Genomic DNA, 12,888 nt, shown 5'->3' on the forward strand with positions numbered 1-12,888 from the left:
CTGCTCGCACAAAGGCCGCAACGCACAAAGGGCCCCCGAGGGGGCCCTTTGGTTACGCAGAGAGAGCACACACAGTGCGCACTTACTTAGCGTGCGTAGTATTCAACAACGAGGTTAACTTCGCACTGCACAGGGATCTCAACACGCTGTGGCTTACGTGACAGAACAGCAGTGAGCTTCTCAAGCTGAACGTCGAGGTAACCAGGAACAGCGGCAAGAACATCGCGGTGTGCACCAGCAGCAGCCACCTGGTAAGGGGTGGCAGCCTGCATCTTTGGCTTGACCTGGATGGTCTGACCTGGCTTCACGCGGAATGAAGGGCGGTCAACGAGTTTGCCATCAACGAGGATGTGGCGGTGAACCACAGCCTGGCGAGCCTGAAGGATGGTGCGAGCGAAACCTGCGCGCAGAACGAGAGCGTCCAAGCGGGTTTCCAGCAACTCGACCATGGTTTCACCGGTCAAGCCGTCCAGGCGGCGAGCTTTGTCGTACGCTGCGCGCAGTTGCTTTTCACGCAATGCGTACTGGGCGCGTAGACGCTGCTTTTCCCGCAGACGCACGGCGTAGTCAGATTCAGTGCGACGGCGTGAACGGCCGTGCTCGCCCGGTGGGTAAGGGCGCTTTTCGAAGTGCTTGACTGCCTTGGGGGTTAGTGCCATGCCCAGTGCGCGGCTCAGGCGAACCTGGCGGCGCGAACGGGTTACAGAAGACATAGGTCGTTTCCGTTCCTGTCGTGGTTGTACGTCACAACTCAGGAGGTGTCCTGAGGTGTGGGACCGGCCGACGGACTCCGCGACCGCTAGTGCAGTCGGTGTCATCAGGGCTGAGGTCCCAGGTGGTGCCTGGATCCAGGCAACCCGTCAACTCTACCAGTTCAGGCGTTGTTGTTTGGCAGGATTGTTCGAATGATTTCGAGTCTTTGTGTGACGTTACGCTCAAACCCTCGGTCTGTGGGGTGGTAGTAGCGGGTTCCTTGGAGTTCTTCTGGCAGATAGTGCTGGGGGGCGACGGCATGGGGGTAGTCGTGGGCGTATTGGTAGGCCGCGCCGTGACCGAGTCGCTGGGCTCCGCTGTAGTGGGAGTCCCGGAGGTGAGGTGGTACTTGGCCGGTGCGTCCTGCTTGGATATCGGATATTGCGGCGTTGATGGCGTCGTGGGATTTGTTGGATTTTGGGGCGGTGGCGATGTGGACGACGGCTTGGGCGAGTGCGTAGCGGGCTTCTGGGAGGCCTAAGAGTTGGACGGCTTGGGCTGCGGCTGTGGCTGTTTGTAATGCGCTGGGGTCTGCCATGCCGACGTCTTCGGAGGCGCTGATAACGATGCGTCGAGCGATGAAGCGTGGGTCTTCGCCAGCGACGAGCATGCGGGCTAGGTAGTGCAGGGCTGCGTCGACGTCTGACCCTCGCATGGATTTGATGAATGCTGAGGTGACGTCATAGTGCTGGTCGCCGTCTTTGTCGTAGGAAACGGTGGCGATGTCTATTGCTTGCTCGAGGACATCGGTGGTGATGGTGGCTGGCGCGTTGGGTGTGGTAGCGGTTGCTGTTGCGGAGCTGGCTGCTGCTTCAAGGATTGTGAGTGCTTTGCGTGCGTCGCCTTGGGCGAGGCGCACCAAGGTGGATTGCGCGTCGGGGTGAAGGGTGACGGTGCCTGCTAAGCCGCGTTCGTCTGCGAGCGCGCGTGTGAGGAGTGCTGTGATGTCGTCGTCGGTCAGTGAGCGCAGGGTGAGGAGGAGGGATCGGGAGAGGAGTGGGGAGATGACCGAGAAGCTGGGGTTTTCTGTGGTTGCTGCGATGAGGGTGACCCAGCGGTTTTCGACGCTTGGTAGGAGTGCGTCTTGTTGTGATTTGGAGAACCGGTGAACTTCGTCGATGAAGAGGACGGTTTCTTGTCCGTTGGTGACGAGGAGTTGGCGGGCTGAGTCGACGACTGTGCGAATGTCTTTGACTCCGGCGGTGACGGCGGAGAGTTCTGTGAAGTGTCGGTCGCTGCTGTGGGCGATGAGGTAGGCGAGGGTTGTTTTGCCGGTGCCTGGTGGTCCCCACAGGATGATGGAGCTTGGTGCTGTGCGGGTTGTTGCGGTGTGGGGTTCGAGGAGTCGGCGTAGTGGGGAGCCTGGTGTGAGGAGGTGGTGTTGGCCTGCGACTTCTTCCGCGCTTTGTGGGCGCATGCGGACGGCGAGTGGGGCGGTGGGTGATTGTTTGGGGGTGCCGTGGTTGGTGGTGCTGGTGGCGTGGAAGAGGTCCATCGTTTAAGGGTATCGGGAGGGGTGGGTGTGGGTGGTGGTTGGCTTTGGTTTGGTAACTCTCGGAGTGTGAAGATGCGGTGAGGGTTGTTTGTCTGTCATGGTGAGACTGTGTTTGACAGACTAGGTCGTTTCGTTGATAGGTCTCCCTTGTTCACCGCGCTGGTGTGGGTTGTCATTGTCGTGGGCGCTGCCACGATGATTACGGTGGGGGTTGATGGTCGCAATCTTTTCGATCGTTTGGTGACTGGTGAATATAGTGTTCCCGGCTCACAAAGCGATGCGGCGAATGTGATACTGCGGGAGAATTCCTCAACTGGGGAGACCATCACGTTGGCGGTCCAGGGTGTTGCACCCTCCGGTGATGAGGTGAGCTCGATTGTTGCGCAAGCGCATGAGCGTCTTGTTGATATCAGCGGTATTGAATCGATTTTGGACCCGTTTGATGCAGTTGATGGAACGGCAACTGATATCGCTGCGCTCTTTAGTGCGCAGGACGGTCAGGGGTTCCTTGTTGTAGCAACATTGCATAGCAATCTCACTGAGGCTGATAGTGCGATTGTTAGTGATGCGGTGGTTGCTTCTTTCCAGCAAGCTGGGAACGAGCTTGAAGCATTGGAGCCGGGGGCTGCGGCTTTTGTTGGTTCTGGGGATCTCATTTTGGCGGAGATCACTGATCAGGTTAAAGCAGACCTTATTACCGGTGAGCTGGTGGCTTTGCCTCTTGCTCTTGTGATGATGGTGCTTGTTTTTGGTGGGCTCATGGCGGCTTCTATGCCGTTGGCTGGGGCGATAGCGTCGATCTTGACTGGGTTGGGGGCGATGTTTGCTCTCACCTTTGTGATGGACATTGATGCGTCGATCATTAATGTTGCGACTGTGTTGGGGTTGGGTTTATCCATCGACTACGGGTTGTTGGTGGTGTCACGCTTCCGGGAAGAGTTGGCGCGTTTTGTTCGCTCCCAGTTTCCACATTTACCTACTGTGCGTCCCCGTGATCTTGTTGATGAACTCACTCCTGCGCAGCGACGGCAAGCAGTCACGCATGCGACAGTGACGACGTTGAGCACTGCGGGGCGTACCGTGGCGTTCTCTGCTGTGACGATTGCTTTGTCGATTGCAGGGTTGATTATTTTTACCCCTCCAGTGTTACGTGCGATCGGGGCTGTTGGGCTGATTATTGTGTTGCTATCTGTGACAACCGCGATGACTCTGGTGCCTGCGGTGTTGCGTCTCGCTGGTATGAAGACGATTGGCCGTTCGCCGGTGGAGAAGCTTCCTGGTGTGGATAGGGTCATGCGTTATACCGCCGATGTGGAAGCCACCGAAGGTGTCTTCTCTCGTTTGGCTGGTTGGGTACAGCGCAGGGCTCCTTTTGTTGTTATCGGGTGTGTTGCTCTTCTAGTTTTTCTTGCGTCTCCCGTCTTGGACCTTCAGATGCGTAATTCTGGTATTGAACTCCTACCGACGACAGCAACGCAGCGGCAGTTCACTGACACGCTGGCCCAGGACTTTCCTCAAACGCGGTCTGCCGATATTCAGGTGGTTGTCGATGGCTCAGATATTGATGCTGCGGATCTTGGGCAACGAATTGACACTCTTTCGGGTGTGCGTAGCGTGGTCCCGCCTTCGCCATTGGGTGACTACTTTGTTGTTGGTGTGCTGATCGATGGTGATGATCCAGGGTCGCCACAAGCTGCGGAGGTCGTGCGGGAGATTCGGGAACTTGAGTCGCCTGCCAATGTGCTCGTCACTGGGCAGGCAGCCTCTCAAGTTGACTTCCAAGGCGCTTTGGGTGAACGGCTTTGGCTTGTGGTGTCTGTTGTTGTGCTTTCCACCATGGTGTTGTTGTTCTTCATGACAGGTTCGTTAGTCATTCCCATCAAGGCGCTCTTCACCAATGTGGTCTCTCTGGGGGCTTCCTTGGGGATACTTGTCTGGGTCTTCCAGGACAATCACCTGTCAGGCATCTTGAATTTCACGTCAACAGGTGGAATTGAAACCTTCGTTGTCGCTCTTGTCCTTGCCTTTGGGTTTGGGCTCGCTATGGACTACGAAGTTTTCCTCCTGTCACGCATTAAGGAGTTTGTTGATGCGGGTCACGACTCTGAAAAAGCGGTCCGGCTTGGTTTACAGCGATCTGGGCGCATAATCACCTCTGCAGCGGGGATTATCATCATTGTTTTTGCAGGGTTTGTTGCTGGGGACCTTCTTGTCATTAAACAAGTTGGGTTCGCTCTCGCAGTGGCGGTCTTCATCGATGCGACTATCGTGCGCATGCTTTTGGTACCAGCAACGATGACGCTGCTTGGGCGGTGGAACTGGTGGGCTCCAGCCCCCTTAGCGAAGCTGTACAACCGGTTCGCCATCATTCACTGACATCGTGATGGACGCGTCCCAACTCCCTCCCGGTATGAGTGATGGTCAGTGCGCCTATTTAGACCATCAACACGTCTAGCAACACCACAGTGACTAAGCAGCCCGTGGGTCCGTATGAGCCCATCACGGCGTTGAGAAACAACTGTGCCGGGTAGAACATCTTTTGATGTTCTACCCGGCACAGTTCATGTCATGGGTTTATGACTGAGGTTTAGCGTCTACACCTGCTTCTTTACGTTGTGCAGGGGTGATTGGAGCTGGTGCCTGAGTCAACGGGTCGAACCCTCCACCAGACTTCGGGAAAGCGATGACGTCCCGAATGGAATCAGCTTTACCGAGTAGCGCAACGATGCGGTCCCACCCGAAAGCGATTCCTCCGTGAGGTGGAGCGCCAAACTGGAAGGCATCGAGAAGGAACCCAAACTTCTCCTGTGCTTCCTCCTGACCAATACCCATCACCTTAAAGACGCGCTCTTGCACATCACGGCGGTGAATACGGATCGAACCGCCACCAATTTCGTTGCCGTTGCAGACAATGTCGTAGGCATAGGCCAAAGCACTACCAGGGTCTGTATCAAATGTGTCAGCCCACTGTGGGGTTGGGCTGGTGAACGCGTGGTGTACAGCAGTCCACGCTGAGGACCCCAAATCGACGTCGTCGTCTTGCCCTGAAGGCTTGAAGAGTGGGGCGTCGACAACCCACACAAAAGCCCACGCGTCTTCGTCGATCAATCCGGTGCGTGAACCAATTTCATTGCGAGCTGCCCCCAATAGTGAGCGACACTCGTCAGTTTTACCGGCAGCAAAGAAAATGCAGTCGCCCGGCTGAGCACCTGTTGCAGCTGCGAGGCCTTCACGTTCTGTTTCGGTGATGTTCTTTGCTACTGGACCGCCTAGTGCGCCGTCCTCTGCGATGGTGACATAGGCAAGCCCCTTCGCCCCACGCTGCTTCGCCCAGTCCTGCCACGCATCAAACTGGCGGCGCGGTTGTGCTGCGCCCCCTGGCATAACGATGGCACCGACATACTCGCTCTGGAACACGCGGAACGGAGTGTCCGTGAAGTACTCCGCCAGCTCGGTGATTTCCAGATCGAAACGCAAATCTGGTTTGTCTGACCCAAACCGGCGCATCGCCTCGTGATAGGTGATGCGTGGGATAGGTGAAGTGAGGTCAACACCAATGAGCGACCACACGCGTGCGAGGATCTTCTCCGCGAGCGCAATGACGTCCTCTTGGTCGACGAAGCTCATCTCGATGTCGAGTTGGGTGAACTCTGGCTGGCGGTCTGCCCGGAAATCTTCGTCACGGTAGCAGCGCGCGATCTGGTAGTAGCGTTCCATGCCTGACACCATGAGGAGCTGTTTGAAGAGCTGTGGTGATTGGGGCAGTGCGTACCATGACCCTGGTGCTAGGCGTGCGGGGACGAGGAAGTCACGTGCGCCTTCTGGGGTGGAGCGGGTCAGGGTGGGGGTTTCGATTTCGACGAAGTCGTGATCGTTGAGTACTGTGCGGGCTGCTTGGGAGACCTGTGAGCGCAGGCGCATCAACGATGCTGGCTTTGGGCGGCGCAGGTCGAGGTAGCGGTGCTTGAGACGTGCTTCTTCACCGATGGTTTCAGTGCCGTCTAGCGCGGTTGACACTTGGAAAGGCAGTGCGGTTGATTCGTTGAGGACGGTGACCTGGGTCGCGATGATTTCGATCTGACCGGTAGCGAGGTTGGTGTTCTCGTTGCCTTCTGGTCGGCGTGCGACCTCGCCTGTCACGCTCAACACGAATTCTGATCGCAGAGGGTGGGCAACTTCTTCATCGCGGATGACAACTTGGGCGATGCCTGAGGCGTCACGGAGGTCGATGAATGCAACGCCTCCGTGATCTCGGCGGCGGTCGACCCAGCCGGCGAGGGTGACGGTCTCACCGATGTTCTCGGCGCTCAGGGATCCAGCTGTATGGGTGCGAAGCACAGGTCTTTCCTTCAGTTGAGTGGTATTAGGCACGTCAGGTTGTTTCATTGTAGGTGCGCAAGCTTGTGAAGCGAATGGATTTACGTCTCAGTGCTGGTGACCTGCGGGGTGAGGTCGCACGCTGGTGGTAGCCAGGTCTCAGGGAGGGCGTTGTGTTGCTCCCCGGTGCGAATATCTTTGACCTGGTGTGGGTGGTCTTCACCGTCAGTAGTGGATGCGGGGAACCAGACGAAAGGAATTCCTCGTTTGTCTGCGAACTTGATTTGTTTCCCATATTTTGCGGCCGTTGGTGACACGTCAGTTGAGACACCGCGCGAACGTAGGGCTTGGGCGATTGCGTCTGACTGGTGCCTGGTTGCTTCGTCGGTGACGGCAACAAGAACTGCGGTGGGCACTGACCGGCTGGCAGTAACTAGTTGTTTGCTGATGAGTCGCGACACGAGCCGGGACACTCCAATGGACAGTCCGACACCTGGGTAGGTGTTTTTTCCATCTGAGGCTAGGGTGTCGTAGCGCCCGCCCGAGCAGATGGATCCGAGGTCTTCGTGTCCGATGAGAACTGATTCGTAGACTGATCCGGTGTAGTAGTCCAAGCCGCGAGCGATTTTGAGGTTCGCTTCAATGACTCCGGGCGCACGCTGTGCTGCTGCTTCGAGGAGGGTGGACAGTTCAGTGATTCCCTGGGTGAAGAGGTCGTTGTCTACACCTGCGCGTTGTGCAAGTGCTCTGGCGTCGTTAATGACGCTCTGGTCGCTACCGTGCAAAGCTGCCAGGTCAAGGCAAAGTTGGGCTTGTTCGGTGGTAGCGCCTGCTTCGTTAACAATGAGGGCTGCGACACGCTGGGCGCCGATCTTATCGATTTTATCGATATTGCGCAGCACCGCATCAATATCGGTCAGCCCGATACCTCGGTAGAAGCCTTCAGCGACTCGGCGGTTGTTGACGAGGATTTTGAATGCCGGAACGCCGAGGGGTTGCAGTGAGTTGAGAGCCTGCGCCATGACTAGGGGCAGATCAACTTCGTAGTGGTACGGGAGCTCTCCTGCACCAACAACGTCGATGTCTGCTTGGTAAAATTCACGGAAGCGGCCCTCTTGTGGGCGTTCACCGCGCCATACTTTTTGGATTTGGTACCGCTTAAAGGGGAAGTCGAGTTTCCCTGCGTTTTCGATGACGTATCGCGCGAATGGCACCGTCAAATCGAAGTGTAGCCCCAGTGAGCGGTCGCTGTGGGAGTCCTCGTCGCCCGCCTGTAGGCGCGAAAGGACGTACACCTCTTTTGAGGTCTCACCTTTGCGTAATAGTTGGTCAAGTGGCTCAACAGCGCGTGTTTCGATGCCAGCGAATCCGTTGAGTTCAAACGTCTTTTGGATTCGGGAAAGAATTTCTTGCTCAACAATGCGCTGCTGTGGGAGCCATTCGGGGAAACCGGAGAGTGGAGTTGGGCGTGCCATAACTCCATATCTTCCCACGTCTGGAAGCAAGAGTGAGAATAGTTGGCGACCAACAACTCATCTCGTGACACACCACACAAGATGAGGTGCAGGAGTCCTTCTGCGTAAGATATTCAGAACTGAATACCACATTTTTGCTGTCTGGTCCCTAAACTGGGTAGTGGCGCCCACGCGCCATCACGTCAGGTCACCACAGGCGACGCAGCCAGGGGACAGTCGCTGACGAGAAGATCTCTCTTCTCGCCACTACGCACAAGGAGCAAGCCGATGAGCGAAAACACCGAACAACAATCTCAGACGACAGCCGAGTCTCGTGAGGTGACGGCTCCCGCGACACCCACTGTGGGCGGTGCTCGCCCCTCCCCTAGCGCCATCAAGCCCAGCGCCATCAAAAAGCCAGCACCTTCAGAGCAAGGCGCTACAAGCCAACCAGTGACCCCAGTTTCAGTGGATGAAACTCGACGCATCGCTGAGGCATCAACATTCGGATCCGTCGACGAAGACGGCACCGTGCATGTTCGCGATGGCGAAGAAACCCGAACAGTAGGGCAAATCCCTGATTCAACTCCCGATGAGGCGCTAGCTTTCTACGCCCGCCGGTACCTTGATCTCGACGCCAAAGTCACCTTGTTCGAGGTGCGTTTAACGACTACTGATCTGAGCGTCAAAGAAATCGACTCCACCCTTGCGAAACTGAATGAGGAAACCGCCTCACCATCAGCTGTGGGCGACCTGCCTTCGCTTCGCGCCAGGGTTGAAGCATTGTCCCAGGTGGCAGCAAAGCGCCGAGAAGAGCTTGAAGTGCAGCGTGCAGCTGCAAAGCAGGTTGCTTTCGCCAAGCGCACAGAAATCGTTGAGCGGGCAGAAAAGATCGCTGGCACGGACCCCTCGAAAATTCAGTGGCGCCCTGCAGGCGAAGAACTCCGCGCATTGCTGGAGCAATGGAAGGAAGCTCAGCGCAGCGGTCCTCGTCTCGATAAGGCAGCTGAAGACAGCCTGTGGAAGCGTTTCTCCCACGCACGCACAACATTTGACCGCGAACGCCGCCACTTCTTCTCTGAACTAGAAAAACAAAATGCCTCAGCAAAAGAGGTGAAATCTTCGCTGGTGGAGCAGGCTGAGAAACTCTCAACATCCACTGAATGGAACGAAACAGCTGCTGCTTACCGCGAGCTGATGAACCAGTGGAAAGCGGCTGGTCGTGCAAGCCGCAAGGATGACGACGCGTTGTGGGCCCGTTTCCGCGGAGCGCAGGATGCTTTCTTTGCTCGCCGTGAAGAAGCCAACGCAGCCATTAACGCTGAGTTCGAAGCTAACCTTGTTGTCAAAGAAGCACTCCTTGTCCGGGCCGAAGCGTTAGTGCCAGTGAAGGATCTATCACACGCCAAAACCGAGCTGCGCAGCATCCAAGATGCCTGGGAAACTGCCGGCAAGGTCCCACGCAACGACATCCAACGCGTTGAAGGGCGACTGCGAGCTGTCGAGCGGGCCATCAAAGACGCTGAGCAGTCACAGTGGGACCGCACGAACCCTGAGACCCGTGCACGAGCAGAAGGAGCGCTTGCTCAGCTAGAACAAGGCATCGAGCAACTCGAAGCGGACCTCGCAGCAGCACAAGCAGCAGGCAAAGAGAAGAAGGTCAAAGAATTGACCTCAGCACTTGAAGCGCGCCGCAGTTGGCTGGAGCAAATCAAGAAAGCTGCCGACGAATCACGTGGGTAACCTTTTCTAGCAACACATTGCCTATGGCCTGCACCCTATCCACAGGGTGCAGGCCATACGTGTAACCCAAGAAGGTCCCTGTGGCACACTGACGCCATGACATTGACAGTAACCGCCACGCTGCCGCCACTTCCTGCACCGCCAGCTCTCAAACCACTCCCCGAAGGTCGCCCCACACCACGGATGAGCTACCGAGAACTGCGCGCACTCCTGCCAGAGCTTGATGCCCCCGGCACATTCTCAGCCACCGCGTTTCGTCACTCGTCAGCGCTCATTTTCACCCCAGAGAGCGTTGGGGGTGAACTAGCATGGCAAGACTTTATACGCGAAGGTTGGCTCAGTTGTGTCACCGAAGGCTACGCCATCCCCAGCAAAATGATTGAGTCCCCTGGCACGAGGGCTCGAATTGCCCGCATACACCTGCAGGTATCAGTCCATGAAGTTGTCGCCATGGAAAGCGCAAGCTGGGTGCACTGTGGGGGCCCAATGCCTGCGCACGGAACCATCATCTACCGAACGTTCGATCCCACTCCGCGGCGGCGCACGGGCGTGACCCGCAAACGAACATCACTGCGCGGCACAGATACCGTGAATGTCGCCGGAGTCCAGGTCACCAGCGTAGAACGGACCCTGTACGACCTCGCACATGGTCACCAACCAGATGCGTTTTTTCACATGGTCCAAACGCTCGACATCGACTCGGCGACACTCACGTCACTCATTACTCGCATCAAAGGGACATACAAGCACTTCAACAGCGCAGTGGCACTACGCCGCGTCAGAGAACTTATGCACCCTTGATTCGGTAGACATCAAACACACCATCAATGCGCCGTACCGCGTTCAGTACCGTTTGCAAGTGCGCCGGCTCCGCCATTTCAAACGTGAATTTTGAAATCGCAACACGATCCGTGGACGTTGACACTGCAGCTGAAAGAATATTGACGTGGGAATCAGAAAGGATCCGCGTCACGTCAGACAACAGGCGAGGACGGTCAAGGGCTTCGACTTGGATTTGCACCAAGAACATAGCACTTGACCCGGTAGTCCACTCCACATCGACAATGCGTTCAGGCTGCAATTTCAGCTGTTCGACGTTGTGACAATCCATTTGGTGAACTGATACACCCTGACCGCGCGTCACGAACCCAATGATGTCGTCACCAGGCACGGGGGTACAGCACTTTGCAAGTTTGACCCAAATATCATCAGCGCCTTTAACCCGGACGCCGGGGTCTCCCCCACGCTTCTGCCTGGACACACGTGACGGGCGTGCCACCTCAGCGAGGTCTTCCTCATTCGCTTGGGAACCACCCATGGATTGCACAAGTTTCTGCACCACATTCGCGGCAGAAATCTGGCCTTCACCCACTGCTGCATAGAGCGCTGAAACATCGGGATAGCGCATATCGTTGGCAGTGGCGAGCACCGCTTCATGAGACAGCAAACGTTGGAACGGAAGGTTTTGCTTGCGCAACGCCTTAGCGATTTGATCTTTGCCATGCTCAATCGCCTCATCACGGCGTTCCTTTTGGAACCACTGCCGGATCTTGTTCCGCGCACGAGCACTCTTGACAAAAGCAAGCCAATCTTGCGAAGGACCAGCCGTTTGCGCCTTTGACGTAAGGATGTCAACCGTGTCACCGGTCTCAAGTGCAGAATCTAACGGAACAAGACGCCCATTGACGCGCGCGCCCATCGTGCGGTGACCCACTTCGGTGTGCACCGTGTAAGCAAAATCGACGGGAGTCGCACCATGGGGAAGCGCAATGACGTCACCCTTAGGAGTGAAGACATACGCTTCACGAGACCCAATCTCAAAACGTAGTGAATCCAAGAATTCTGACGGATCAGCTGTTTCACGCTGCCAATCAACAAGCTGCCGGAGCCACTGCATGTCTGTTGAGCCTTCACCCCCGCTAGGAGCTTTGGCACCTTCTTTGTACTTCCAGTGTGCAGCGACACCATACTCTGCACGACGGTGCATGTCATGCGTACGAATCTGGATTTCAACGGGTTTACCGCCGGGCCCAATAACAGTCGTGTGGAGGGACTGGTACATATTGAACTTTGGCATCGCGATGTAGTCTTTAAATCGCCCAGGAACAGGGTTCCACCTGGCATGAAGTGCGCCCAGTGCCGCGTAACAATCGCGCACAGTATCGACAAGCACTCTGGTTCCCACCAGATCATAGATGTCCTGGAAGTCATGGCCCCGGACAATCATTTTCTGGTAGATCGAGTAGTAGTGCTTAGGGCGGCCTGTGACCGTTGCTTTGATGCGAGCAGTACGCAAATCAGAAATGATTTGGTCACGAACTGTACTTAAGTACTCTTCGCGGGCCGGCGCCCGCTCTGCAACAAGGTGAACGATCTCCTCATACACCTTGGGGTACAACGTTTGGAACGACAGGTCTTCCAGTTCCCACTTAATGGTGTTCATACCCAGGCGGTGAGCAAGCGGGGCATAAATCTCGAGTGTTTCCCGAGCTTTCTTCGCTGCAGACTGAGAAGGGACAAACTTCCAGGTACGCGCGTTGTGAAGACGGTCAGCGAGTTTAATCATCAAAACCCGAATGTCCTTGGCCATAGCGACAACCATTTTGCGGACAGTCTCAGCTTGCGCTGCCTCCCCGTACTGAACCTTGTCGAGTTTTGTGACGCCGTCAACAAGAAGAGCTATCTCTTCACCGAATTCCTTGGTCAGTTGAGCAAGGGAGTACGGTGTGTCTTCCACAGTGTCGTGCAAAAGAGCCGCAGCCAATGTGGACGGAGTCATCCCCAATTCCGCGAGAATCGTGGCAACCGCAACGGGGTGGGTGATGTAAGGATCTCCGCTTTTACGCAGTTGACCGCGGTGCGCTTTCTCAGCAGTCACGTAAGCCCGCTCAATGAGCGAGACATCTGCTTTCGGGTGATTGTTGCGCAACGCCCTCATCAACGGTTCAAGCGTCGGGGTACCGACCGCATGACGAGCGCCAAACCGCCCGAAGCGTGAGCGCACCCGCCCAGCAGTGGAGATAGGCGCAACATCGATGTCAGGATCCGCAGCAGATGCAACGGACTTAATATCACTTGGCTTAGCGGTGGCTGGCTTCGCTGAGGACAGCATCCGCTCTCCTGCTT

General features: G+C 56.4%; 8 protein-coding genes. 3 read left to right on the top strand and 5 right to left on the bottom strand.

Annotated elements, in window-relative coordinates; all coding sequences use genetic code 11:
• Nucleotides 1-86: 86 nt before the first annotated feature.
• The gene (gene rpsD, locus G538_RS0113640) at nt 87-713 is read right to left on the bottom strand and encodes a 30S ribosomal protein S4 (protein ID WP_029069738.1); all 627 of its coding nucleotides are present in this window, start codon (nt 711-713) and stop codon (nt 87-89) included.
• Nucleotides 714-874: 161 nt separating this feature from the next.
• A complete protein-coding gene (locus tag G538_RS0113645; RefSeq protein ID WP_029069739.1) occupies nt 875-2,248 on the bottom strand; it encodes a replication-associated recombination protein A in 1,374 nt (457 codons plus the stop codon).
• A 108-nt stretch (nt 2,249-2,356) separates the two neighbouring features.
• Between G538_RS0113645 and G538_RS0113650 the strand changes: the two genes are divergently transcribed.
• Complete coding sequence (locus G538_RS0113650) at nt 2,357-4,624, top strand: MMPL family transporter (RefSeq protein WP_029069740.1); 2,268 nt, start codon at nt 2,357-2,359, stop codon at nt 4,622-4,624.
• A gap of 198 nt (nt 4,625-4,822) precedes the next feature.
• Here the strand turns inward: G538_RS0113650 and aspS are convergent, their stop codons facing one another.
• Entirely contained in the window at nt 4,823-6,586 is a 1,764-nt protein-coding gene (gene aspS / locus G538_RS0113655; RefSeq protein WP_029069741.1) for an aspartate--tRNA ligase, read from the bottom strand.
• Between the two features lie 80 nt (nt 6,587-6,666).
• Nucleotides 6,667-8,040, bottom strand: coding sequence for a histidine--tRNA ligase (gene hisS, locus G538_RS0113660; RefSeq protein WP_029069742.1), 1,374 nt, complete (start codon nt 8,038-8,040; stop codon nt 6,667-6,669).
• A gap of 267 nt (nt 8,041-8,307) precedes the next feature.
• Between hisS and G538_RS0113665 the strand changes: the two genes are divergently transcribed.
• Nucleotides 8,308-9,762, top strand: a complete 1,455-nt coding sequence (locus G538_RS0113665) for a DUF349 domain-containing protein (protein ID WP_029069743.1) — start codon at nt 8,308-8,310, stop codon at nt 9,760-9,762.
• 96 nt (nt 9,763-9,858) lie between these two features.
• A complete protein-coding gene (locus G538_RS0113670; protein WP_029069744.1) occupies nt 9,859-10,563 on the top strand; it encodes a hypothetical protein in 705 nt (234 codons plus the stop codon).
• On the opposite strand, the gene G538_RS0113675 is transcribed toward G538_RS0113670, so the two are convergent.
• Nucleotides 10,550-12,874, bottom strand: coding sequence for a RelA/SpoT family protein (locus G538_RS0113675; RefSeq protein ID WP_051197299.1), 2,325 nt, complete (start codon nt 12,872-12,874; stop codon nt 10,550-10,552). The two genes, G538_RS0113670 and G538_RS0113675, sit on opposite strands and share 14 nt — an antisense overlap.
• Nucleotides 12,875-12,888: the final 14 nt, after the last annotated feature.

This window comes from Jonesia quinghaiensis DSM 15701, assembly GCF_000423205.1.
GTDB lineage: Bacteria > Actinomycetota > Actinomycetes > Actinomycetales > Cellulomonadaceae > Jonesia > Jonesia quinghaiensis.

What these genes read in the sequence shown, in the direction of transcription:
- rpsD (WP_029069738.1), bottom strand. Translation starts at nt 713, where the DNA reads ATGTCTTCTGTAACCCGTTCGCGCCGCCAGGTTCGCCTGAGCCGCGCA.
- G538_RS0113645 (WP_029069739.1), bottom strand. Translation starts at nt 2,248, where the DNA reads ATGGACCTCTTCCACGCCACCAGCACCACCAACCACGGCACCCCCAAA.
- hisS (WP_029069742.1), bottom strand. Translation starts at nt 8,040, where the DNA reads ATGGCACGCCCAACTCCACTCTCCGGTTTCCCCGAATGGCTCCCACAG.
- G538_RS0113665 (WP_029069743.1), top strand. Translation starts at nt 8,308, where the DNA reads ATGAGCGAAAACACCGAACAACAATCTCAGACGACAGCCGAGTCTCGT.
- G538_RS0113670 (WP_029069744.1), top strand. Translation starts at nt 9,859, where the DNA reads ATGACATTGACAGTAACCGCCACGCTGCCGCCACTTCCTGCACCGCCA.
- G538_RS0113675 (WP_051197299.1), bottom strand. Translation starts at nt 12,874, where the DNA reads ATGCTGTCCTCAGCGAAGCCAGCCACCGCTAAGCCAAGTGATATTAAG.